Consider the following 21,523-nt stretch of genomic DNA (forward strand, 5'->3'; position numbering starts at 1 on the left):
CGGGTTTTTTTATCGCCTGTACTCAGTCTTCGTCCTTGTCCTCCTCGCCGCCCTGGCCAGTTTCCCCAGCGTGGCGGAGTTGCAATAACGTCAAGGGCGGGCCAACCAGTTCGAAAATCACCGTGGCACCAATCACCAGCGGCAACAGGTAGCCCAAGTGAGGAAACCGTTCGGTCGCCAACAGGGCCAGGCCGAGCGCGACACCAGCCTGAGGCATCAGGCAGGCGCCGATACGATTGCGCGTGTGGTGGTCCGATCCGGCCAGAAAGCCGCCAATCTGGCCGCCCAGAAGCCGGCCGGCAATTCGGGCTCCAACGTAGGCGAGGCCAAGGGCACCCAGTGCTGGCAGCATGAACCATTCCAGCTGGTAGCCAGCCATGAAAAAGAACAGTGCGAGAAACGGCTCGGAAATACCTTCAATGGATCTAAAAGGACGGACATGATGCTTTGCCCGGTTAGCCACAACGACCCCGAGCGTCATGCACGTCAGCAGATAGGAGGCCCCCAGCAGGCTGGCCAGGCCCGCTGCGATAAAGACGAATCCGGCGGATTCCAGAAGCATCGGCTCACCCGGCCTTAGCCGACCGGTCAGCCAGGCCATGGGAAAGCCCAGCGTAAGACCAAGCACAATCGAGCCGCCGACTTCAGCAAGTCCCTGGCCAAAAATTGTCCATCCCATGTCAGAGGAACCGGCCAGCAGCCCGGCAGTCACCAGAGCGAGACTGAACAGGATGACGCCCCAGGCATCGTCAATGGCAACTACCTGGTAGACAAGCCTGGTCAGTGGGCCTCGGGCCCCGGCCTCCTTTAGCACGTCCATGGTCGCTGCCGGGGCGGTTGCCGTGGCGATGGCGCCGAGGAGCAACGCTGCGACACCGTCGCCGGTGATTAACCAGACGACCAGCGTGACAACCGTTGCAGTGGCCAGAGTAACCGCCAGACTGAGGATCAGTGCTTCCCGACCTTCGTGCAGGTCTTTCATGGACATTCTCTCACCGAGCAGAAAGCCCACCAGTGCCAGGGTCAACTGAGTGACAAAGCCAAAGCTTTGATCGCTGTCTTCCGGAAGCAGTGCGAGCAGGTCTGGGCCGGCGAGGGCTCCAAGCAACAACATCAGGGTGACCCGGGGTACATGGATCTTTTGTCCCAGGCCGTGGGCTGCAAGAGCCAACAGCAAGGTGCCACCGATCAGAAGCAAATCCATTGCATGGTGCACAGGCGTTTCCTGATTATTCCTGTTGGAGTTCTATAAACCGGCCGCTGGTGAGCGTTGCCAGATCTTTCGGCGCCAGCTCTATCTCCAAGCCGCGTCGACCGGCACTAACAAAGACGGTGTCGTAAGCCTGGGCAGAGGCGTCGATGAAGGTTTTCAGCCGCCGCTTCTGGCCCAGTGGACTGACCCCGCCCATAACATAGCCGGTGCTGCGCTGGACCGCCTCCGGGTCCGCCATGGCGGCTTTTTTGCCCTGGGCCGCGCGGGCAATCCGTTTCATGCTCAACAGGGCGGTTACCGGAACCACCGCAACGGCCAGTTCCTTGCCATCCACCGCCACCACCAGGGTCTTAAACACACGGCCGGGCTCGACGCCGATCTTCTCCGCCGCTTCGGAGCCGTAGCTTTCGCTGGCCGGATCGTGATGGTACTCGTGAATGTCGTGGACAACCCTGGCTTTTCTGGCGGCGTTGATTCCCGGGGTCATGGGGTCTCCTGATAAGTTTTGATAGGATAGAATTTAGCACAGTCGGAACGGCGAGCTCGCTGCTGGCGCGCATGGCGTGCTCAACGTACACCTATGGCACACCTCTTCCCGCATGTTCATAATGACGCCTGAACCAGCAATAAAAACAAACCACTGAATTAAGGTTGTATCTGGATGAATCGTTTAGCGCGCCGTGCCCTGCACACCTGCGAAGTCCCTGCAGACTTGTCCGCCGTTACCTACCGCGATACTGCGGGCGAACGCCCGGACGTGGTCGGTGTCAGCCAGGAGACGATTGATGCTATTTGGCAGAGTGCCGAGGCTTTGTATCGTACTGGCGTGCATCCGGGCTTGCAGTTGTCACTGCGCCACCGGGGTGAGCAGGTGCTGCATCGGGCGCTGGGACACGCCACCGGCAATGGTCCTAACGACAGTGAAGGCGTCCTGAAGTCGGCCATGACCACCGATACACCGATCTGTTATTTTTCTGCCTCCAAGGCGGTGACGGCGCTGCTGATTCACATGCTGGCTGAGCAGGGCCTGGTCAATCTGACTGATCCGGTGGCCTACTATTGCCCGGAATTCGCCCAGGGCGGAAAGCGTACGATCACCGTGCATCAGGTGCTGTCCCATCGTGGCGGCATTCCTGCGATTCCCCGGGATACCCCCATTGAAGTGCTCTGGCAGAAGGATGAAATCTGGCGCTTGTTGTGTGAAGCAAAGCCGGTAGAAGTCGACGGTGCCAAGGTGGCCTATCACGCCATTACGGGCGGTTTCGTGTTGCAGCGGGTGCTGGAGAAGGTCACTGGTCGCAGCATCGAAGAATTCCTGGATGAACACCTGCGCCAGCCCATGGGCATGAAGTGGTTCACCTACGGCATTGCCCCGGAACACCTGCACCAGCTCGCGAGCAATTACGCCACTGGCCCAACCCCCCGGTTCCCGGTGTCCTGGATCGTCAATCGTGCCCTGGGCAGCGACATCCGGACGGTGGAAAAGGTCACCAACGATCCCCGATTCCAGGAGGCGGTTATTCCCGCTGGTAACTTGTGTGGCACGGCTGAGGAAATGGGGCGGTTCTACCAGATGATGCTCAATGGTGGGCTCTGGAATGGTAAGCGGATCTGCAGCGAAATGACGGTTCGGCGCGCTATCCAGCAGTTCGGTTCACTGCAGATAGACCGGACCATGATGATTCCGATGCGCTTCAGTGCGGGCCTGATGCTGGGCGGGAATCCGGTTGGCCTTTGGGGGCCGCAGAGTCGCGATGCTTTCGGCCACGTCGGCCTGATCAACAAGCTGTGCTGGGCCGATCCGGCGCGGGACATCTCGGTCAGCCTGCTGAACACCGGTTTCCCGATTGTTGGTCACCATCTGCCGGCACTGGCCAAGTTTGTTTACACCGTCTGCAAGAACTTTCCCCTGATCCCCCAGAATCAGCGGCCACTGGTAGCTGCGTAAGGCTACCGGGGTCAGAGCGTTCTCAGCTGGTCTTCCAGTATGCCCAGCACTGACGACAGGATGTCGCGGAAGTCGGTCAGTGTCTGGGTTCTCTGAATCACATCCTCACGGTTTTCATCCAGTCTCTCCAGCTTGGGTACCACCCGCCGGATACCCTCGGTAATGACCTCGTACGGGTAGTGATGGTCCTGGATGCTGAGCTTGTTCATTTCAGCCACTTCCTGACTGAAAATGCTGATGATGTCGTACAGCATGTCCTTGTGATGGATGCTGCCGGCTTCCCAATAGGCGTCGTCCAGCAGTTCCAGCAGGGACAGGTATTCACGGAGGGTATCGGAGACGGAGGTCTGGGGCATGGTCACTCTCGGACAGTACAGGGAATAATTTACAGGGAATGATCTAAAGGGAACTATAGCAGGGCTGGCCAAGTGGGGAGAGCGGTGACCCAGTCCCGGCGCCTGAATAAAAGTGAAACTCTGTTCATTTTTATTGCACTTGGCGTAGTAGCTGGGCACACTCCGAAGTTGGGAGATGGACCTTATCAACACTCAATGGACGAGATGCCGAATGGACAAGCCAGCGCCCACGCCCGCCCACCAGGGCCAGTTCGAACGAACGGTGGACCTTGATCACCACGACAGTGTCCGCAACCACGTGCACCAGCGCGTCAGCTCGGAAGTTGAACGGTTGCAGCGCCGCATTGAAGTCCTGCGTCTGACCCAGGCACCTCACGCCCAGTTCGTGATTTCCAGTTACCAACGCATGATCGACCAGAAAAAAGGCTTTCTGCAGAACTGGGACCTGAATGATCGGAGCATGAGCTGACCGTCGAGGGCCAGATCAGTTGCGCAGCCCGCTAGGCGCGGTGGCGTAGTTTGATGTCGGGGTTTCCAGATTCAGGCAGTAATCCGGATTGGCTTCGGTTTGGCCGGGGTTGTCGGGATCGTCCTGTTGCGGTGGTTCGTCCAGTGAGGTGAACACCGCAACGGACGGATCGGTGTAGTTCATCTCAATGCGCAGACAATCAACGGTTTCCCCTGCAAACTCGAATTCCGGCCCACCTTCAGTGCCCCCGTTGGTGCCAATAGCCGTGCCATCAATTCGCACGATGTCGGTGTTGAGCCCCTGATACTCCCGGACAAACGCCATTTCCCGCTCGCCCTCAATCACGATGCTGCCTTCTGTGAGGGCCCGGGCGCCGTCATTATAGCCGGAGGTCTGGAAGTCCCGGGCCAGGTACTGGGTACCGAGGGTGGCGCTGGGGTTGGTGGTTTCTGCCTCGAACGACCCGGAAGCCACCCAGTTGATCACCCGGGTGACCCGATTGGAGCTGTCTGGCGTGTACACCCATTTCACGATCGGGTAACGCCAGCTGTACTCGGACACCCCTAGCCCGTCTGTCAGCGCCTGCTGATCGGTGAATCGGATTGAGACGTTGTTGGTGGTGTTGCTGTACTCGCCAGCCTGTCCGTCATCAATGCGCTCGCTCATGTAGCGTCGGCCATCGATAAAATTGCCAACAGCGCTTTCCCCAATCACCCGGCGCATCAAATCCAGCGGGTTGCGCACCGAGGCGATGGCCGTCGGGGTATTGTCCGGATAAGTCAAATCCATAAAGACGGCGAGTTGGGCGCGGATGTCTGCGGCGATATCCTGGTCAGCGTTGTCACTACTGTCAGCCGGTTTTACCGCCAGAACCAAATCACTGAACAGCAGGATGGCGGTGGCCTCGGTCAGGGTAAAGGTTGAAAAGGTGACATCCACATTAGTGGCGGGGTTGAAGGCACTTGGCCCGGAATCCTCGGAACCGCAGCCGGCAAGCACCAGAGGGATGCAGGCGATCCGAATGAAGTGGCGGATATGTCTCATTTAGTCGGACCCTGAGGTGCGCAAACGCGGGTAAACCGCTAAAGTGATTGTCTGCGGGATTCTCGGGCCCGCTGTGAATGCTGACAATAAACGATAAGACAGGCATCTGCCCGCGCGGAGATCACATTTTGCGTCAACGGCACTATTCGACATCGCTTTCAGTGGTTCGCGTTGCGCTGCGCGTGCTGGTGGCGTTGTTGATCCTGCTGACGGCATCTCTGTCGTCGTCAGCTTCTATACAACCCGCCTGTCGTGACGGCTCACTGGTTTTGAACAGCAGTACCACCAGCGTCCGTGATCTGAGCCGTTGTATCTGGTACCTGGAAGACCCTCAACAGCAGCTGGATTTCAATACCGTCAAGGATCGCGGTCTCAGCGCTTTTACCCGGCACGATGGAGGGGTGCTCAACTTCGGTTACACCGAATCCGCCTACTGGGTTCGGTTTGACGTGCGCACGCTTGGTAGCGCCGGGGCCAGCGACTGGATCTTGGAGCTGGCCCTGCCCCTGGTGGATGAGGTGCGGCTGTATCTGGTGCAGGGAGGGGAGGTCGTGCAGCAGAGCCGGGCCGGTTACCAGGACAATTGGACCGAGCGGGACTTGGCCGTCCCTAATCCTACCTTCCGGCTCGGGTTATTGCCGGATGCGGTCAACACCGTCTATCTGCGCATTACCAACACCAACACCTTCCGTCTGCCGCTCACCCTCTGGCATCCCGATGCCTACATCCAGAAAGTGTCCGTGGACGAGGTGGTGCGGGGGCTGCTGTTAGGCGCCGTGCTGGCCATCCTTGCCTACAACCTGTTTGTTGCAGTATCTGTGCGCGAACGCAGTAATATCTATTACGTGCTCTATCTGGTTTCAGCGGCCATATTCATCGTCACGGAACAGGTGCATGGCATCCAGTTGCTGGACAGCCGGCCGGCGCTGTTTGATAAGGCCTACCTGCATTTTCAGATCATCATGACCTGGTTCTGGGGTCTGCTGATGGCTCGCCATCTGCTAGAAACCCCGGAGCGCTCGGCCGATCTCGATCAGGTGCTGCGGCTGTGCCTGTACTCGGTGGTGGTAACGGGCGTGCTGTCGCTGTTCCTGCCCTACCATGTGGCGATGGAGTGGATCGTGATTGGCTCACTGGTGCTCAGTGTGGTGCTGATCGTGGTCAGCTATCTGTCTTGGCGCTATTACAACCCGGCCGCCCGCTCCTACTTCTTTGCCTGGACCCTGGCGTTGATCGGGTTCGGAGTCTATGCCCTCACGGTGATGGGCTATCTGCCGCTCAATCCCCTCACCAACTACTCGCCACAGATCGGACTGACGGCCCAGATCATCCTGTTTTCCTTCGCCCTGGCTGACCGGATCAAGCAGGTTCAGGGCGAAGCCCTGGGCTGGAGTCAACGGGCCTTGTCGAATTTGCAGCGCTATCAGTCGTTGTTTGATAACGCCATTGAGGGTGTGTTTCAGATGTCGCCGGATCGTCGCTTCATCACCGTTAACCCTGCGATGGCAGAACTGATGGGGTACAGCAGTGCCCGTGATCTGCTGGCTCGTAACCTCGATGTGCTGGAAACCTGCATTGTTGATGATCAGGTTCGGCAGAAAGTAGTGGCGCAGCTGGAAGCTGAGGGTACGATCAAGGGCGTGGAAACCCGGTACCTGACCTGCGATGGTGAAGAGCGCTGGGCCAACATCTCCCTGCACACGGTATACGACGCGAAAGGCGAGCTACCCATCTGGAAGGCACTTGCATTGATGCCACAGAAAGTCGCCAGCGTCAGCGTATCGAGCGCGAACGCGAACAGGAGCGGCTGGAAAAGGAAGTGGCGCGCAACTCGGCCGAGGCCAAGAGCCAGTTCCTGGCCAACATGAGCCACGAAATCCGGACTCCGCTGGCGGCAATCATTGGTTATGGCGAGACCCTGCTGGAACCGGACCTGAGTCCCCAGGAAAAGCGCAGTAGCGCGGAAACGGTTGTGCGCAGTGGCCGGCACCTGCTGGAACTGGTCAACGATATTCTTGATCACTCCAAGATCGACGCCAACAAACTGGCCGTGGACGTGGTGTCGGTGGACTTGCCGGAGCTACTGGATGAAATCCGAGCATTCTTTGCCCCGAGAGCCCGGGAAAAGGGCCTGGAGTTCAGCATTGTCTGTGAATATCCGTTGCCAGAACGGATTCTCACGGATCCCACCCGACTGCGGCAAATAATTATTAATTTGTGCGGAAATGCGCTTAAATTCACCGAAAAAGGCTCTATTTCACTGTCGATTCGGTGCGATCGCGCGCAGGAAACTCTGGTTGCCCGGGTGGTGGATACCGGTATCGGGATGAAACCGGAACAGCTGGTCCGGCTGTTCGATCCGTTTGCCCAGGGCAGCGCCGCCATTTCCCGGCAATACGGCGGCACCGGCTGGGGCTGAGTATTTCCCGGCGCCTGGCAGAAATGCTGGGTGGAGATATCGAGGTGCGCAGCACTTACGGCGAGGGCAGTGAATTTGAACTGTCGATCCGCACGGGAGCCCTTGCCAATGTCTATTTCCTGCGGGATGCCTCGGAACTGAGCCAACGCCGGCGCTCCATTCCGATGGTGCTGGCGCCGAGACTGACGGGGCGCATTCTCTGCGCCGAAGATAACGAGACCAACCGGCGCCTGGTGTCGCTATTGGTGGCACGCACTGGTGCCGAGCTGGTGCACGTGGGCAATGGTGCTGAGGCCCTCGAGCTGGCCCTGCGCGACTATTTCGATCTGATCCTGATGGATATCCAGATGCCGGTGATGAATGGCCGCGATGCCACTGCGGCGTTGCGGGAGGCTGGCGTCAATACGCCGGTGATTGCGCTCACCGCCAACGTCATGGCCGAAGACATAGCCGACTACCGTCTGGCGGGCTGCAACGAGCATCTGGCCAAACCCATTGATAAACAGCGTTTCTACGAAGCCCTTGCCAGATACCTGGAGTTCAGCCCGGAACCGGTCGAACCTCCGGCCCGTGCTTCAAGGGCCGGGTTCTGGTGGCTGAGGACAGCGAGGACAACCGTCGCCTGGTGGAGCGGATGCTGGGCCGGCAGGGTCTGGAGGTGCTGGCGGTGGCCAGTGGTGAGGACGCGGTGCGCCGGGCCCTGTCCGAGTCGATCCATCTGGTGTTGATGGATAGCCACATGCCGGGCATGGACGGGGTTGCCGCCACCCGGCTGCTACGCCAGACCGGTTTCCGGCGCCCCATTATTGCGTTCACCGCTGGCGACCAGAAAGAGAGTGACGCCCTGCTGGCGGCCGGGTGTGACGATGTGCTTAACAAGCCCATTGACCACACCCATGTTCAGGCCCTGCTGGAGCGGTATCTCCGGCCCCAGACTGGCAGTGTCAGAAGCGACGTTGAGGATGAAGACATTGAACGCCTGGTGCCTCAGTTCCTGGCAGGTCTGCCGGAGCGTCAGCGGCGCATGGACTCGGCCTGCATCCACGGCGATGTCGAGACTCTGAAATCCGAGGCCCATCAGATCAAGGGCACTGCGGGGGCCATGGGCTACCCGAAAATGACCGAGCAGGCGGGCACGGTTGAGGCTCTGCTGAAAACCGGGGCTCCGGATTGGGGGCAGGTTCGCGGCGAGCTGGATGAACTCAATGCGATGATTGAACGAGCGTGTTCGGCCGCCGTCACATCGCCACGATCGCACTTCTCAGAATAAAGACAGGAACTGGCTAATGAATAACAAGCAACCCCGCAGCGAACAGTTTTCCCTGAGCATGATGTACGGTACCTACGCCGATATCCTGTTCGTGCTCTTTCCATTCCTGGTACTGGGCATGCAGCGACTCTGGGATGGCCGGCTCTACGAGACCCTGATGCGCCCGGACCTGAGCATTGCGGCCGCCATCCTCGCCGGCCTGGCCATCGGTAAGTTCGTGCTGGGGCTGGTGACCAACCGGGATCTGGGTCGGTACAAGGAACGGATCGTGTTCTTTATCGCCCTGACGCTGTTTGCCGTGCTCGGGCCTGCGATTATTCTTATGCTGAGTATACTGGGAAGTAATCAGGTGCCCGGTTTCGTGGCATTTGTGCAGCCGATTCTGTTGATTATCGCTATCTCGCTGTATTCCACGGCGGTCAGCATCAGTAACATCCTGACCGGTTTTGGCACCGAAGGCGGAGATTCAGGGACCGGCTATGGCGATGTCTATGGTGCTGGGACGGGCGCACCCCATCACTCCGGCGATGTCCGGCCTGGACCGCTCGATCTGCCACGGCGGTCGGGCAACGATCCGCTATGAAGGAATCAGACAATGACCGGGTGCAAGAGACTGAAGGAGACAATCAATGAGTGACCTCAGGGTGCTGGTCGTAGAAGACGAGCCAATCATGCGCGAGCGGCTGGTCAACATGCTGTATCAGGCCGGTGCCACTCAGGTGTTTGCCTGTGTCGACGCGGCGGCAGCCAAGGCGGCGTTCGCGGATCAGGAGTTTCAGATTATCCTGCTCGACCTGGGGCTGCCCGATGGCAACGGGCACGAGTTGATGCGGGCGTTTAAGGGGACTCGGGCCGAGCAGCACATAGTGCTGGTGACCGCTGACGATTCCATTGAAAGTATCCAGCGTGCTATCAGTGCCGGCGCCAATGGCTACGTGGTTAAACCCTACTCCCAGGAAAAGATTTCCGATGTGATTAGCAACTACTCAATTGTGCACGGCGGTGAATCGGCCGTGGTGCTTGAATTCAATCGCCGCCACTAGCCGCTTTGGCGCTGCACCGGTCCTGACAGGCAGGACCGGTCGCGGTTAAGTATCAAGCCACCTGACGGGCAATCCAGGAATTGTAGCGAGTGGCCAGGGCCCTGACATAGCGGGCTTCAGCGCCATCAAGATTGCCGAGCACGCCCTTGAAGATCCAGCCACGCTCGTACACACCCAGCACTCGCTGTTCGTCGTCGAGATTGACTCGCTGATTCAGTTTTTTGCAGATCGCATCCAGCAGCGGCAGCTTGGCCGGGCGCTTCAGGGCACCGGGACGCTGATGCTCAGGCTGGTTTGCTGCACGTGTTGTCGGTTGTCTTTTCATGATGTTCTCCTTGTCGTTTTGCGGCTGCAAAAACAAAACCCCGGAGCCTGAGCAACCGGGGTTCTTGCGGAGAAGCTGACCCGGTCGCTGCTGAGGCTCCCGGGACTGACCGAAAGCCGTTAGATGTCTTTCACCATAGCGCGCGCAGATTGCGCGACGCGGCAATCTGTAGCGGACTGGAAACAGGTTTGTGTGATCATCTTCGACATACCGGCTCTTTGTGGTTCGGTTCAGTCATCAGTGTATAGGCTAGTTGCGGGTTTGCAAGAGTCTGGGAGCTTCGGCAAACCCGTACAGACGGCTTGGGGCCTGGTCGGGATAATTTCAAGCGTCACGTGTTTTTACGTTGTGCAATCCACAGCTTCTGGTGAGCCAGAAACTGCATGGATCTCTCCTTTCTACGCAGCCTCTTGGCTGCGTTTTTTTTTGATAGTGGAAACCTCGTAGCCATTACTTCGTACAGAAATTTGACATCAAACTGGTGATAATTTGCACATCGATTAATCATTCATATCGAAGTTCAACGAGGTTTAAACCTAAGCAAATGACCGACCAAGCCGGTTCTATCCGCAACAAATTCCGCTCTCATGTAATTATCGAACTTGCCCTCATCGCCGCCCTGGCTCTGTACATGGTTTTGGCACAGGAAAAGCCAGTCGGCGAAGATCTTATCTTTACTGTCGTTGGCGCAGGCTTGATGGCCCTGGTGACCTACTGGACCCTGAATACTTCGGGATGGTCTGGAAGTCATCGCTCTGCGCGCCAAAGGCGTTCGCCACTAACGACCAGGTTTTTCGGGGTCTATCAGTATCAGGCATTAGCCATCAGGCATCAGACCTGATGACTGTGATCCGTAGATGGCAAAGGCGCATTGTCCTCTGGCCGGATTCGTTCCCAGGTCTTGTGCAGGATCAGCGCGTCGTTAGCGGCCCGGTGTACCGGTAGGCCCAACTCAACGATGACCTCCTGGCGCACCGCAGACCATTCCCGGACCTGCTGTGTGTTCAGCAGCATGGAGATGGATTCGAGCTGGAACTCCGGCCGTATCTTGCTGCCCGAAATAGCCGGTGCAGCCAGAAGCTGTCGAAGGTCCAGGCATCGCAAAACACTTGGTTTGGTAGCAATTCGTTCAGGTGGTGCGCCACGTCCCGTACCGAGGAACCCTCGGCTTCCAGCGTTGCCCGCGAAATACCGTGGATTCGTTCCGCACTGTCTGACCAGTCCTGCCAAAGTACGTGTGGGGCGATCAACCAGCTATGAAGGGTGCCATCGGGCATGCAGAGACCGACCTCAATCGGATAACTCGCGATCAGGTCGAGGCTGGAAGCCTCAAAATCAATGAAGGCCGGGTGCTGTCGGTGGTCATGGGCTCAGTGTAGTCGATGCGTTGTTTTTAGCCGAGTTTACCCGCCCCGGTCGTGAGACGCGAACCCAACCTGTGCATGCACTGTTACAATATGTCCACTGAGTGTAAAAGCCTGATGACAGCCACCTGTATTGGGCGCGGCCGTTGGCCGCTTGAACCTGCGCTTCACCGACTGGGGATTCCGAATGACTGACACCGTGGTTGTAATCTTTTCCGGAGGCATGGACTCCTACACGCTGCTGCATGTGGCCCGGGCTCGGGGCCTGAACGTGCATGCGCTGTCGTTCAATTACGGGCAGCGTCATGTTCGGGAGCTGGAGTCCGCGTCGGCAGTTTGTGAAAGCCTCGATATTCCCCATAAGGTCATCGATATCCGGGCCATGGGCGAGGTGATGGCCGGCTCGGCGCTGACCTCGGAGGTAGATGTGCCCGAAGGCCACTACGAGGAAGACAGCATGAAGGCGACGGTGTTCCCAACCGCAATATGATTCTGTTGTCACTGGCCACCGGTTATGCCGTTACCGTTGGTGCCGGTGCCGTCTGGTATGGCGCCCATGGTGGTGATCACGCCATCTACCCCGATTGTCGTCCCGAGTTTGTCGAGAAGATGGACGCGGTATGCCGGGTAGCCAACTACGAACCGGTGGCGGTCGAGGCGCCGTTCATGGCCCTGGACAAGGGTGAGATTCTGGCCGAGGGGCTAAAGCTGGGCCTCGATTACAGCCAGACCTGGACCTGTTACAACGGCCGGGAGCGGGCCTGCGGTCGTTGCGGCTCCTGTGTCGAGCGTCTGGAAGCCTTCGCCAGCCATGGCGTAACCGACCCCCTGGCGTATGAGGAGAGTGCCTGATGTATCGGGTCAAGGAAGCGTTTTACACCCTGCAGGGCGAGGGTGCCCAGGCTGGACGTGCTGCTGTCTTTTGCCGGTTCAGCAAGTGCAATCTGTGGACTGGCCGGGAAAAGGATCGGGCCGGGGCGGTGTGCAACTTCTGCGATACTGATTTTGTCGGCACTGATGGCCAGAACGGTGGCCAGTTCGAGAGCCCCGAAGCGCTTGCGGCGCACATCCGCAGCCTGTGGCCGGATGCTCCTGGGCGCCCTATGTGGTTTGTACCGGTGGGGAGCCTCTGCTGCAGCTGGACGTGCCGCTGATTGAAGCCCTGCACCGGGAAGGTTTTGAGGTGGGGGTGGAAACCAACGGCACTCTGCCGGCCCCGGCGGGCATCGACTGGTTGTGCGTGAGCCCGAAGGCCGATGCCCAGGTGGTGCTGGAAACCTGTGATGAACTCAAGCTGGTTTATCCACAGGTCCTGGCCATGCCGGATCGATTCCAGCACATTCGTGCCCGGCACTATTTCCTGTCACCGATGGCGTCACCCACCGTACCCGGGTCAGGCCCGGATCCGATCAAGCAGAGCAATACCCGAAAAGCCACCGAGTACTGTCTGGCTCACCCCCAGTGGCGCCTGACCCTGCAGATGCACAAGATCATCGGCATCGACTGAACTGCTGTCTCAGACGCTGGCGGCCATTGCTGCTGGTGCTGGCTTTGCCTTGGGTTGCCGCGCCCAGTTGCGGTATCGGCTCGGACTGCTTCCGGTCCAGCGCTTGAAGGCGCGGGTAAAATTGGCAGCGTCAGCGTAGCCCAAGGCGTCGGCAATCTGGCTCAGGTTCATGCCGGTGGTGGTTAGCAAAGCCCGGGCCCGCTCCAGTCGTACCTCATCCACCAAATTCTGGAAACTGGCGGATTCCTCCTGCAAGCGGCGTTTCAGCGTTCGTTCGGACACGAACAGGGTGGCCGCCACTCGCGCCAGTTTCGGCGGGAATGGGTAGCTGGTTTCAATCACCCGCCGTACCCGGCAGGCAAAGCCGGCGTCTTCTGTCAGTTCCCTGAGCGCTTCTTCGCATTTAATCCGAGAGGATTCGGCTAGCTGGTCGTCGCAGAAGCGGATCGGCATATCGAGATGGCTGACCGGGATCAGCAACGCATCTTCCGTAGCCCCGTATTCCACCGGTACCGGCAGCGTCGGGCGGAAACGCTGGAAGAAGGAGGGCTCAGGCCCCCGCCGCAGGATCCGGAAGCCGGGTACGGTCGAGCCGGTCAGTTGCGCACCCATAAAAATACAGCCGAACAACATGGCGTCCATGATGAAACCCTGCAGCGGCCCCAAATCCTGATCACAGGTCACTGAATAGCAGGCATTGCCATTGCTGAGCCGGGTGGTGACGTGCAGGTTCGGTGCCCGCAGTGTCAGGTAGCGGGTCATTAGCTCCAGTGCCTGCTCCAGGGTGCGGCTGCTCATGATTGCGGTGCCCAGAGCGCCGTGCAGGGGCATCTTCAGTTCCCGCGCCAGCATGATGCCGAGGCCAGGTTCGCCGCTTTCAATGATGGCCCGGGTGACAAATTCGCTGGCCTGGGCCTGGCTGACCCTGAGGTCGGGAGAATTCAGCCTGAGCGGATCGAGACCAACCCGCAGCAGCAGGGCTTTCTCATCGATACCGATACTGTGCAGCAGGTCGGCCAGCAGGTGCAGGTAGATGGCTGGCATGCCAGATCCTGTGCGGTGGAGGTGGACGCGCGCATGGAGGTTCCTCGTATTCAAGCTGTTGTTGTTATCAAAGGGTGCGGATTGCCAAGGATTATGACCTGTACTTGTGCCGCCCCCCATGACCCCACTGACAGATGGTGAGGCCAAACGGGCCAACTGACCCATTTGGACAGGTCCCTGTCTAACAACAGGGGAGCATGGACTCAGTGGCCGTGACGGCTGATAAAGTCGCGCAGAACGCGGGCTGATCGGTTCGGGTTTTCCAGCATGGGCAGGTGGCCGACGCCGCGGAAAACGTGCACCTCGGCCTTGGGTGTTGCGCCGGCAAACCAGTCGACACAACGAGTCGGGGTGATCCGGTCCCGGTCGCCCCACTGGACCTGTAGCGGCGGCGTCGAGGGGCCGAGGTAGCGCACCGGTGCCAGGCCATCGGCGGCCATGTCCCGGAAAATATGGCGTAGGGCCGGGGTTCGCTGGAGCAGGTCCGGCCCCAGCAGACCGGCCATGGCGAGTCCGGAGATGGTGGCTTTGCCGTCGCTGACGCTGTTGAACATGCGATACACCCCTTTCCAGTCCCGGGGGATTAACAGGTCATCAGCGTGGTTTTCCACCCGCGCCTGCGGTTCGCTGTCCGGGCGCTCCGGAATGCCGGCGCTGTTGAGCAGGGTCAGTGAACGTGGTGCGGACGGGAGCTGGTGGGCCAGTACGGCGGCAATGGCGCCGCCCATGGAACTGCCGATCAGGTGCAGGTTGTCGGTGGGTATGCCGGTGAGCCAGTCCCGGAGCGTCGGGCCTGGGCCTCGTAGCCGTAATTGGCGTCGACCTGGTAGTCGCTCTCACCTAGCCCGGGCAGATCCGGGACCAGTAAATGCCAGTGCCGCGGCAGGCGTGGCAACCAGAAGCCCCAGTTTTCCTTCATTGAGCGAAGCCGTGGATCAGCACCAGGGTCGGCCGGTCTGGCCCCGCACTGCCGCGCTCCAGGTAGACCATGCGGTGGGCATCCACCATGGTTATTCGGCGCTTGGCTGGTGCAGCAGGCGCTGACCGGTTCTGGCAAGGGGCCACAGATTGGGTGTGGGCATTTTCATGGGCGTGATCACTCTGGCAACAGAAGCCCAGTGTAGCGGCCGTGGACCTCGGGGCCTTGGCCAGTGAGCCGGCTCCCGGTGGCGATGAGGTCATAACCCGAGTTTGGCCAGGTTTTTGGCGAGAGCCCGGCGCCGTCGTGTGGTCATCGTCAGAGTCGGATATCAGTGATCACCGGGTTGTGGTCGGAGGAGCGCCAGGGCAGAGCTGATTTGATGTCGAGCGGGCCGTCATAGGCTAGGGCCCGGGGCTCGTCGGCGTTGAGTAGCCAGGTGGCGGCGGTCAGGATTCGGGGTTGCAAGGGGCCGGACGCCAGCGTGTAGTCAAGCGAGCCGCGGGCGCCCTTGTAGCGGTAAGTGTAGTGCGGGCAGGTGCTGGCATCGCAGGGCTGGAGCTGGTGCACCATGCTGGCAAAGCCGGCGCTGCGGAATACCTCAAGCGGTGTTTCCCGGGCGTACGCGTTGAGATCACCGGTAATTAGAGTGCCCGCCAGGTGGTCCGGCGTGGGCAATTCCGAGAGCCATTGCACGATCGCCTGGGCGGCCCGAACCCGGCGATCGTTGTAGCAGCCCTGGCCATCCCGTTGGTCCTGGTCGGCTCCGGTGGCGCCGCGGCAGGATTTCGATTTCAGGTGCAGGGCGATGATTCGAACCCCGGCGTCGCCAGCTTTGGCGCGGAACACCTGAGTTACCGGTGGCCGACCCCGGTGCCGGAACAGTCCAGTATTCAGGCGCTCGGCCCGACCACTGGTTTGCACCCGATCGGAGCGGTACAGCAGTGCCGTGCGGATCTCATCCTGGCCGTCGACGCCGGGGGTGGTCACAACGCGCCAGCTTGGCCCCAGGGCCTCGGCAAGTTCGGCCACCGAGCTGGTGGCGCCATAGCCGTCGTTTTCCAGTTCGGTGAGCGCGAGGATGTCCGGATCCGGCGCCCGCAAGGCGGCCAGAAGGCGTTGGTGCTGGTGTTCGTAGGCGGTTTGTGAGCGCGCGCCACGACTGGTGGGAAATCCCTGGCCCTCGCCATTGCCGTTGAAGTAATTGGCCAAATTCAGGGTGACGAGGCGCAGGTGTGGCTGTTCAGGGCGTGCTGGCGGCGGCTGCCTGGGGTTGGCCGGCAGCAGCTCCGGCGTTGGCTGGGGCTGCAGTCGCCAGTCGCCGAAGCGGAAATCCAGAACGCCGACGAGCTGACTGAAACGGTCACCGGCACGCACGGTGTTGTCGCCTGTCAGCCCTCCCGGCGGCCAGGGTACTGGCCGAGGCTGCTGTTGCCGGTGGCCGTCATCCAGCACCACCCGCTGCAGGCGTTGGCGCTCGGTGACTTGCTGGGCCGCCGGTCCGGGCTCCAGGTACTCGGTGGCGTTGACTTGATCGGTCCGGGCCAGGGTAAGTTCGCCGTAGCGGGCAAGGTTGTGGCTGTCGATCACTGTTAGCGGCTGTTCGAAGCGCACCCGCATGTTTTCCAGGGTTTCTGGGTGCTGTGGCCAGGGCAGGTTCAGGGCAACAGGGGCCGGTATGGGCTCGCGCCCACAACGAGTGATAGCCTTGATGCCAACCAGTTCGGTGAGCCCGTGAAATTCCTTCACAGTACCGGTAATGCGCAGGCGATCGCCGATGGCACCGGTGCTGCGGCGGGTGTACACGAACAGGGCTTCGGAGGTGCGCGGATCGGAGTCGGTCTGGTGGTCGGCCTGCTGCAGGTAGAAACCCCGAAAACCGCCCTTTTGACGGCTGTCCTGGCTCATGACGGCTTCGACGGTAACGGTCTGACCGGCCATGGGCGAGTGGTCACCAGTACCCTGAATGCGGGCAATGGGGGTGGCGGGATCACCGCAGGATGCCGCTGCCGCGCCTGCCGGGGGCAGGAGCAACAGCGCCAGGGCGGTGGTACGAAGGAGAAGGCGGGCGGTGGTGGTCACGCCGTCAGTCTAGCAGACGCCGGCTACCGCTTTCAGTGCCCGCTCCCGCTTGCTGCCAAAGCCTAGCTGGTCCGGGTTGGCCAGTTCCAGCTGTTGCACCAGAGGGTCCGGATGCTGGTTGTCGAGGGTGATACCCAGGCGCGACAACACGTAAGGCGCCAGGGCCGCGCGGGTTTCAACCTCAAGCCGGCCCCGCTCCATGCCGTAGTCCCGGGCAATGATGCGTTGCTGGGCTTCGGTCAGGCGCAGATCCGGGGTCAGCACCATGGTGACTTCGCGGTTCCAGTCGTTGTCTTGCTGGCGGCCGCGTTTGGCGCGCTGGCGCAGTGCCTCGGGCGGCCGATGGAAACGACTCAGGGCGAAGTCCCGGAACTCCCGGTTGGATTCGCACCAGGCCCGCAGGTGCCAGCTGTTGCCCGTGCACACCAGGGTGTGGGGCTCGAGGATGCTCTCGACCGCTTCCGGGCGACTCAGGGACACGTAGCTGGCTCGCAGCTGCCGGCCGTGACGTGTTGCCAGCACTACTGCGCGCATGGTTTCCGGGGAGATGACCCGGTTTGGACCCTGCACGATGGTGCTCTCGGGCAAGTCGATATCCAGCGATTCGAAGGTGGTGCTCAGGTTCTGCTGGCGGGCCAGCAGATCCCAGTACTCTGCCACCAGCCCGCGGGTCACCACCGGCTGGAAGTTGGGAGCCGGGACATAGCCCTTCAGGTGCCGGTCATAGACCAGATTGCCCGGGGCAAGTTCGCGCAGATAGGTGTTGATGTCCTTCGATGCCTGTTGACGACCAATGCCAAAACTGTGACAGATGTGGTTGGTGGTCAGGCGACCTTCCCACAAGGCAATGGTTTCGATCAATCGGTAGCGAAGCAGCAAATCCCAGCGAATGGGCCAGTCCGTTTTTTTCATAACGACGCGCTCACGAGTCTAATAAATAGCTGAAATTCATGTTACCTGCTCTGGTACGTGCAGTCTGTTACGACCCATTAATGTAAAACGCTGTAAAACCGCGCGCTGGCGGAGTTGTAGAGGAGTCGACTACGCTTGCAGAGTGTTTCGGCAAGTGCTTAGTGGTGATGAATATTCCGTACTGATTTAATGCGCGTCCGGCCGATTCCGGATCTTGATGTTGTCGGTTTTTTGTTATCACCTACCGTATCTGCAATACCCGGAGTCTGTTGTCATGACCCAGATGGTCGTTTCCCTGTCTGCTCTGATTATGAGCATCGTGCTGCTGGTCAGTGGCAACGCATTCCTTATGACCCTGCTGGGTATCCGGTTGAGTATAGAGGCCGTGTCGCCGGACATCATCGGTTGGATTCTGGTGTGCTATTCCATTGGTTTTGTGCTCGGCACCCTGTACGTGCACAAGATCATCGGCCGGGTTGGCCACATTCGGGCCTTTGCGGTGTTTGCCGCAGCGTCCGCCGTGGCGGCGCTGCTCTACCCCATGGCCGTATCCGAGCCGTTCTGGGCGGTACTCCGGGTGATCTCCGGATTTAGTATTGCCGGTGTCCTGGTGGTTATCGAAAGCTGGTTTTCCAGCCGCGCCACCAATACCAACCGGGGCGCGCTGTTTGCGGTCTATCAAATCGTCTTCTATTCCTCGGCCGCAGGCGGTCAGCTGATCGTCAATGTTGGCGATCCGGCCAACTTCATGCCCTTTTCACTGGCGGCGATCCTGCTCACCCTGGCCCTGCTTCCGTTGTCGCTGACCCGGATGGAGGCGCCGGCCATTCATCAGGTGGATCGGATCTCCATCTTTACGCTTGCCCGTGAATCGTTTACCGGGGTTGCAGGCGCGCTGACCTGTGGCGTGATGATTGGCGGTTTTTATGCCCTGGGTCCGGTGTACGCCACCTTGGTGGGACTGGATGTCGCCAAAACCTCCACCTTCATGGCCAGCGCTATCGTTGCCGCCATGATTCTGGCGTGGCCTCTGGGACGCCTGTGTGATCATTTTGACCGGCGCCGGGTGATGTTCTGGGTAGCCATAATGGCGGCCAGCTCCGCCGTGGCCGTGGCGGTTCTCGGGGCGGATAACATCTGGCAACTGACCCTTTTCGTCGGCCTGTTCACTGGCCTGTCGGCCACCCTGTATCCGGTCGCTGTGGCCATCACCAATGACCGGATGGAAAGCAGCCGGATTGTTGGCGCCAGTGCCACCCTGCTGCTCAGTTATGGCGTGGGCAGTGTGATTGGTCCGGTGGTCATGGCCGAACTGATCAACGTGCTGGGCCCGTCGGGCCTGTTCTTCGGCAACGCCGGCTTCCTGCTGGTCTTGGCGGTGATTACCAGCTATCGCATAAGCCACACCGACGATGTCGCGGTACAGGACCAGGAGCATTATGTCCCGGCCATGCCAGAGACCTCATCGGTGTTGACGGAAATCGACCCCCGTAACGAAGAATTCCACGAATCGCCCGAAATGGAGGATATCCAGCGGGCGGCCCAGAACCCGGCGCTGATCCGTCTCTCGGTTTTCTACGACATTGTTTTTGTATTCACATCTGTATTTATAGCAATGGTTAGCATACTATTGTTACCTTTCTGATAATGTAAGTTTAAGATCATTTCGAGGTCGGCGTGTCAGTCCAGTTGGATGGCACGCCAACCCGCCTATTTGAACGGAGTTTGAGGCATGAGAGATCAGTTTCCCTTTGCCGTGGCCCGGGTTACCCGTCGCTGGAGAAAAATGCTCGACGAGCGCCTGAAGGATCTGGGCGTAACCCAGGCCCGTTGGAGCACCATGGTGTATCTGGACAAAGGCGGTGAAGGTCTGACTCAGCGGGAGCTGGCCAGCCTGATGGCCATTGAGAACCCGACGCTGGTGCGGCTGCTGGACAGCTGGAAGAGCAGGGTCTGATCGAACGTCGGCCCTGTCCCAATGACCGTCGTGCGCGTCGGTTGCACCTGACTCCGGCTGGCCGGGAGTTCATGGACGATCTGACTGTGCGGGCCGAGAAACTGCGGGAGCAGATGCTGGAAGGCATCAGCGACGACGACATCGAAACCACGGTCCGGGTATTCAACAAGATCCTGGAAAACGCCGAAAAGCAGAAGTAAGCCTTGAGCGACAACACGGTCGAGGGTCTCCGGGCCCGCTACGGGGAACGCTGGCGCTGGCTGGCGGTGGCAACGGTGATGCTCGGCACCATGGCGACGGTGCTCAGTGCCACGGTGGTCAACGTGGCCCTGCACGACATCATGTTGGAGTTCGGCATTCGCCAGGGCCGGGTGCATTGGCTGGCGACCGGGTTTATTGCCGCCATGACCACCACCATGCTGGCCTCGTCCTGGCTGCTGGACCATTTCGGTGTCCGCAAGACCCTTGCCGGCGCCATGTTCATGTTCACCCTGATCTCCATTGCCGGCGGCTTTGCCGCCACGCCGGAACAGCTCATTGCCGCCCGTGTTGGTCAGGGCGCAATGGCCGGGCTGATGCAGCCCATGGGCATGTACCTGGTGTTCCGCATTTTCCCCCGGGAGAAGCGAGGCCAGGCCATGGGCATCTATGGCATGGGGGTGATCCTGGCGCCCGCCCTGGGGCCGGTGCTGGGTGGCTTTCTGGTTGATCAGCTGAGCTGGCGTTACGTCATGTTTGCGCCGGCGCCGGTCACCATCATCGGTGTGGCCATGGCCTGGCGGTTCCTGCCCTTGCCACCCTCCCGCCCGGCGCCGTACCGTTTTGACTTGCTGGGGCTGATCTTGTTGGGCGCCACCCTGGCGCTGTCGCTCGATACCCTGAACCGGTTGCAGAGTCTGGCTGGCCAGGAACTGCGCGTGGCCATCGGCGGTGTAGTGTCGGCTTTGGCCCTGGTGTTGTTCCTGGTGCGGGAGCGCCGAGCCCGTCATCCTCTGGTTAATATCGCCTTGTTGCGCAAGCCGGTGTTCCTGTGCGCCAATCTTGGTGCGTTGGCGCTTGGTTTGGCACTGTTCGGGTCAACTTACCTGATACCGCTGTTTGTCCAGACCGCGCTGAGTTACACCGCCACCGAGGCCGGCTTGTTGATGTTGCCGGCCGGTGTAGTTCTGGGTATGACCTTTCCCCTGGCCGGGCGTTTGGCCGACCGGCAAAGTGCGAGCAAACTGGTGGTTTTCGGCATCGCGCTGTTTGCCGCCTCGGCGGTGTTGTTTGCGGTATCGGACCTGACGCTGGCGTTCGGCTGGCTGGCACTCTGGACTGTGATCGGTCGTATTGGTATTGGTTTCATGCTGCCGGCTCTTTCGACCGGTGCTTTGAATCCGCTGGCTCCGGAAGAACTGGGTGCTGGCTCCAGCACCATCAATTTCGCCCGCCAGTTGGGGGGTGCCTTTGGCGTCAATATGGTGGCATTGACCATCGAGTTTGGTGAACACCGCAATGGCATGCCCACCATCGAAGCGTTTCACACCGCCTGGTGGTTGGTGGCAGTGTTTGTCGCGCTGGCGGTAATCCCGGTCTGGAAAATGCGGGCCTAGTTGCCTCTCGAGTTTCAAAAGCTTAAACTTTGCGCTCCTTCAGGGGAGTAGCCTCC

General features: G+C 60.0%; 24 protein-coding genes and 3 pseudogenes. 14 read left to right on the forward strand and 13 right to left on the reverse strand.

The features are described from left to right. Positions 1 to 22: 22 nt before the first annotated feature. Complete coding sequence (locus AU14_RS06840; RefSeq protein ID WP_041339836.1) at positions 23 to 1,216, reverse strand: cation:proton antiporter; 1,194 nt, start codon at positions 1,214 to 1,216, stop codon at positions 23 to 25. A 13-nt stretch (positions 1,217 to 1,229) separates the two neighbouring features. Further along, complete coding sequence (gene ybaK / locus AU14_RS06845) at positions 1,230 to 1,700, reverse strand: Cys-tRNA(Pro) deacylase (RefSeq protein WP_041339838.1); 471 nt, start codon at positions 1,698 to 1,700, stop codon at positions 1,230 to 1,232. A 174-nt stretch (positions 1,701 to 1,874) separates the two neighbouring features. Between ybaK and AU14_RS06850 the strand changes: the two genes are divergently transcribed. Continuing rightward, a complete protein-coding gene (locus AU14_RS06850) occupies positions 1,875 to 3,161 on the forward strand; it encodes an EstA family serine hydrolase (protein WP_041339841.1) in 1,287 nt (428 codons plus the stop codon). Positions 3,162 to 3,172: 11 nt separating this feature from the next. Here AU14_RS06850 and AU14_RS06855 read toward each other — a convergent pair whose 3' ends face one another. Continuing rightward, the gene (locus AU14_RS06855; RefSeq protein ID WP_041339843.1) at positions 3,173 to 3,517 is read right to left on the reverse strand and encodes a hypothetical protein; all 345 of its coding nucleotides are present in this window, start codon (positions 3,515 to 3,517) and stop codon (positions 3,173 to 3,175) included. A 211-nt stretch (positions 3,518 to 3,728) separates the two neighbouring features. On the opposite strand from AU14_RS06855, the gene AU14_RS06860 reads away from it, so the two are divergent. Then, a complete protein-coding gene (locus AU14_RS06860) occupies positions 3,729 to 3,986 on the forward strand; it encodes a hypothetical protein (protein ID WP_041339846.1) in 258 nt (85 codons plus the stop codon). A gap of 15 nt (positions 3,987 to 4,001) precedes the next feature. On the opposite strand, the gene AU14_RS06865 is transcribed toward AU14_RS06860, so the two are convergent. Continuing rightward, positions 4,002 to 5,030, reverse strand: a complete 1,029-nt coding sequence (locus tag AU14_RS06865; RefSeq protein WP_041339848.1) for a hypothetical protein — start codon at positions 5,028 to 5,030, stop codon at positions 4,002 to 4,004. 128 nt (positions 5,031 to 5,158) lie between these two features. On the opposite strand from AU14_RS06865, the gene AU14_RS20955 reads away from it, so the two are divergent. From AU14_RS20955 to AU14_RS06885, 6 genes are read left to right on the forward strand one after another with little or no spacing between them, the layout of a single operon-like run. After that, positions 5,159 to 6,898 carry a 7TM diverse intracellular signaling domain-containing protein gene (locus AU14_RS20955; RefSeq protein ID WP_236744497.1) on the forward strand — a complete coding sequence of 580 codons (1,740 nt, stop codon included), beginning with the start codon at positions 5,159 to 5,161 and terminating at the stop codon, positions 6,896 to 6,898. Next, positions 6,850 to 7,449 (forward strand): sensor histidine kinase, encoded by a 600-nt coding sequence (locus tag AU14_RS20960; protein ID WP_236744498.1) that lies wholly within the window; start codon positions 6,850 to 6,852, stop codon positions 7,447 to 7,449. Before AU14_RS20955 ends, AU14_RS20960 begins: the two co-directional genes overlap by 49 nt. A 23-nt stretch (positions 7,450 to 7,472) precedes the next feature. Beyond that, positions 7,473 to 8,177: a response regulator gene (locus AU14_RS20965; RefSeq protein WP_236744499.1), complete on the forward strand. Its 705-nt coding sequence runs from the start codon at positions 7,473 to 7,475 to the stop codon at positions 8,175 to 8,177. Beyond that, entirely contained in the window at positions 8,084 to 8,719 is a 636-nt protein-coding gene (locus AU14_RS20970; protein ID WP_041339851.1) for an Hpt domain-containing response regulator, read from the forward strand. Before AU14_RS20965 ends, AU14_RS20970 begins: the two co-directional genes overlap by 94 nt. 16 nt (positions 8,720 to 8,735) lie before the next feature. Beyond that, positions 8,736 to 9,302: a hypothetical protein gene (locus tag AU14_RS06880; RefSeq protein WP_041339853.1), complete on the forward strand. Its 567-nt coding sequence runs from the start codon at positions 8,736 to 8,738 to the stop codon at positions 9,300 to 9,302. Positions 9,303 to 9,348: 46 nt separating this feature from the next. After that, a complete protein-coding gene (locus AU14_RS06885; RefSeq protein WP_041339855.1) occupies positions 9,349 to 9,762 on the forward strand; it encodes a response regulator in 414 nt (137 codons plus the stop codon). A gap of 52 nt (positions 9,763 to 9,814) precedes the next feature. Here AU14_RS06885 and AU14_RS06890 read toward each other — a convergent pair whose 3' ends face one another. Continuing rightward, on the reverse strand, positions 9,815 to 10,087 hold the full coding sequence (locus AU14_RS06890) for a hypothetical protein (protein ID WP_041343724.1): 273 nt from the start codon (positions 10,085 to 10,087) through the stop codon (positions 9,815 to 9,817). 544 nt (positions 10,088 to 10,631) lie between these two features. Here AU14_RS06890 and AU14_RS06895 point away from each other — a divergent pair. Then, the gene (locus tag AU14_RS06895; protein ID WP_236744500.1) at positions 10,632 to 10,928 is read left to right on the forward strand and encodes a hypothetical protein; all 297 of its coding nucleotides are present in this window, start codon (positions 10,632 to 10,634) and stop codon (positions 10,926 to 10,928) included. Here the strand turns inward: AU14_RS06895 and AU14_RS20975 are convergent. Next, on the reverse strand, positions 10,919 to 11,101 hold the full coding sequence (locus AU14_RS20975) for a hypothetical protein (protein WP_236744501.1): 183 nt from the start codon (positions 11,099 to 11,101) through the stop codon (positions 10,919 to 10,921). The genes AU14_RS06895 and AU14_RS20975 overlap by 10 nt on opposite strands. Then, positions 11,092 to 11,364, reverse strand: a complete 273-nt coding sequence (locus AU14_RS20980; protein WP_236744502.1) for a hypothetical protein — start codon at positions 11,362 to 11,364, stop codon at positions 11,092 to 11,094. Before AU14_RS20980 ends, AU14_RS20975 begins: the two co-directional genes overlap by 10 nt. A gap of 274 nt (positions 11,365 to 11,638) precedes the next feature. On the opposite strand from AU14_RS20980, the pseudogene queC reads away from it, so the two are divergent. Then, a pseudogene (queC, locus tag AU14_RS06905) lies at positions 11,639 to 12,303 on the forward strand (7-cyano-7-deazaguanine synthase QueC). Further along, positions 12,303 to 12,958, forward strand: a pseudogene (queE, locus tag AU14_RS23235) (7-carboxy-7-deazaguanine synthase). Before queC ends, queE begins: the two co-directional pseudogenes overlap by 1 nt. A gap of 9 nt (positions 12,959 to 12,967) precedes the next feature. Here queE and AU14_RS06915 read toward each other — a convergent pair. From AU14_RS06915 to AU14_RS06930, 6 genes are all read right to left on the reverse strand, one after another. Then, positions 12,968 to 14,002, reverse strand: a complete 1,035-nt coding sequence (locus AU14_RS06915) for an AraC family transcriptional regulator (RefSeq protein WP_052471988.1) — start codon at positions 14,000 to 14,002, stop codon at positions 12,968 to 12,970. Positions 14,003 to 14,205: 203 nt separating this feature from the next. Continuing rightward, positions 14,206 to 14,730, reverse strand: coding sequence for an alpha/beta fold hydrolase (locus AU14_RS06920; protein WP_236744505.1), 525 nt, complete (start codon positions 14,728 to 14,730; stop codon positions 14,206 to 14,208). A gap of 11 nt (positions 14,731 to 14,741) precedes the next feature. Further along, entirely contained in the window at positions 14,742 to 14,921 is a 180-nt protein-coding gene (locus AU14_RS20995) for an alpha/beta fold hydrolase (RefSeq protein WP_236744506.1), read from the reverse strand. Next, a complete protein-coding gene (locus AU14_RS21000; protein WP_236744507.1) occupies positions 14,918 to 15,184 on the reverse strand; it encodes a hypothetical protein in 267 nt (88 codons plus the stop codon). Before AU14_RS21000 ends, AU14_RS20995 begins: the two co-directional genes overlap by 4 nt. A 55-nt stretch (positions 15,185 to 15,239) precedes the next feature. After that, a complete protein-coding gene (locus AU14_RS06925) occupies positions 15,240 to 17,003 on the reverse strand; it encodes an ExeM/NucH family extracellular endonuclease (protein WP_052471989.1) in 1,764 nt (587 codons plus the stop codon). A gap of 9 nt (positions 17,004 to 17,012) precedes the next feature. Then, positions 17,013 to 17,915, reverse strand: coding sequence for a helix-turn-helix transcriptional regulator (locus tag AU14_RS06930; RefSeq protein ID WP_041339856.1), 903 nt, complete (start codon positions 17,913 to 17,915; stop codon positions 17,013 to 17,015). 274 nt (positions 17,916 to 18,189) lie between these two features. Here AU14_RS06930 and AU14_RS06935 point away from each other — a divergent pair, with 274 nt between their 5' ends. The 3 genes and pseudogenes from AU14_RS06935 (at position 18,190) to AU14_RS06945 (ending at position 21,467) form a co-directional block, all read left to right on the forward strand. After that, positions 18,190 to 19,560 (forward strand): MFS transporter, encoded by a 1,371-nt coding sequence (locus AU14_RS06935; RefSeq protein WP_094191172.1) that lies wholly within the window; start codon positions 18,190 to 18,192, stop codon positions 19,558 to 19,560. A gap of 87 nt (positions 19,561 to 19,647) precedes the next feature. After that, positions 19,648 to 20,072 (forward strand): annotated as a pseudogene (locus AU14_RS06940) (MarR family transcriptional regulator). A gap of 3 nt (positions 20,073 to 20,075) precedes the next feature. Next, entirely contained in the window at positions 20,076 to 21,467 is a 1,392-nt protein-coding gene (locus AU14_RS06945; protein WP_041339858.1) for a DHA2 family efflux MFS transporter permease subunit, read from the forward strand. Positions 21,468 to 21,523: the final 56 nt, after the last annotated feature.

The organism is Marinobacter similis (assembly GCF_000830985.1).
Classification (GTDB): Bacteria; Pseudomonadota; Gammaproteobacteria; order Pseudomonadales; family Oleiphilaceae; genus Marinobacter; species Marinobacter similis.

What these genes read in the sequence shown, in the direction of transcription:
- AU14_RS06855 (WP_041339843.1), bottom strand. Translation starts at nt 3,517, where the DNA reads ATGCCCCAGACCTCCGTCTCCGATACCCTCCGTGAATACCTGTCCCTG.
- AU14_RS06890 (WP_041343724.1), bottom strand. Translation starts at nt 10,087, where the DNA reads ATGAAAAGACAACCGACAACACGTGCAGCAAACCAGCCTGAGCATCAG.
- AU14_RS06865 (WP_041339848.1), bottom strand. Translation starts at nt 5,030, where the DNA reads ATGAGACATATCCGCCACTTCATTCGGATCGCCTGCATCCCTCTGGTG.
- AU14_RS20970 (WP_041339851.1), top strand. Translation starts at nt 8,084, where the DNA reads ATGCTGGGCCGGCAGGGTCTGGAGGTGCTGGCGGTGGCCAGTGGTGAG.
- AU14_RS20965 (WP_236744499.1), top strand. Translation starts at nt 7,473, where the DNA reads ATGCTGGGTGGAGATATCGAGGTGCGCAGCACTTACGGCGAGGGCAGT.
- AU14_RS06930 (WP_041339856.1), bottom strand. Translation starts at nt 17,915, where the DNA reads ATGAAAAAAACGGACTGGCCCATTCGCTGGGATTTGCTGCTTCGCTAC.
- AU14_RS20995 (WP_236744506.1), bottom strand. Translation starts at nt 14,921, where the DNA reads ATGAAGGAAAACTGGGGCTTCTGGTTGCCACGCCTGCCGCGGCACTGG.
- AU14_RS20975 (WP_236744501.1), bottom strand. Translation starts at nt 11,101, where the DNA reads ATGCTGCTGAACACACAGCAGGTCCGGGAATGGTCTGCGGTGCGCCAG.
- AU14_RS06895 (WP_236744500.1), top strand. Translation starts at nt 10,632, where the DNA reads ATGACCGACCAAGCCGGTTCTATCCGCAACAAATTCCGCTCTCATGTA.
- AU14_RS06850 (WP_041339841.1), top strand. Translation starts at nt 1,875, where the DNA reads ATGAATCGTTTAGCGCGCCGTGCCCTGCACACCTGCGAAGTCCCTGCA.
- AU14_RS06935 (WP_094191172.1), top strand. Translation starts at nt 18,190, where the DNA reads ATGACCCAGATGGTCGTTTCCCTGTCTGCTCTGATTATGAGCATCGTG.
- AU14_RS06880 (WP_041339853.1), top strand. Translation starts at nt 8,736, where the DNA reads ATGAATAACAAGCAACCCCGCAGCGAACAGTTTTCCCTGAGCATGATG.
- AU14_RS06885 (WP_041339855.1), top strand. Translation starts at nt 9,349, where the DNA reads ATGAGTGACCTCAGGGTGCTGGTCGTAGAAGACGAGCCAATCATGCGC.
- AU14_RS20980 (WP_236744502.1), bottom strand. Translation starts at nt 11,364, where the DNA reads ATGCCCGATGGCACCCTTCATAGCTGGTTGATCGCCCCACACGTACTT.
- AU14_RS06915 (WP_052471988.1), bottom strand. Translation starts at nt 14,002, where the DNA reads ATGCCAGCCATCTACCTGCACCTGCTGGCCGACCTGCTGCACAGTATC.
- AU14_RS06920 (WP_236744505.1), bottom strand. Translation starts at nt 14,730, where the DNA reads ATGGGCGGCGCCATTGCCGCCGTACTGGCCCACCAGCTCCCGTCCGCA.
- AU14_RS06860 (WP_041339846.1), top strand. Translation starts at nt 3,729, where the DNA reads ATGGACAAGCCAGCGCCCACGCCCGCCCACCAGGGCCAGTTCGAACGA.
- ybaK (WP_041339838.1), bottom strand. Translation starts at nt 1,700, where the DNA reads ATGACCCCGGGAATCAACGCCGCCAGAAAAGCCAGGGTTGTCCACGAC.
- AU14_RS21000 (WP_236744507.1), bottom strand. Translation starts at nt 15,184, where the DNA reads ATGACCTCATCGCCACCGGGAGCCGGCTCACTGGCCAAGGCCCCGAGG.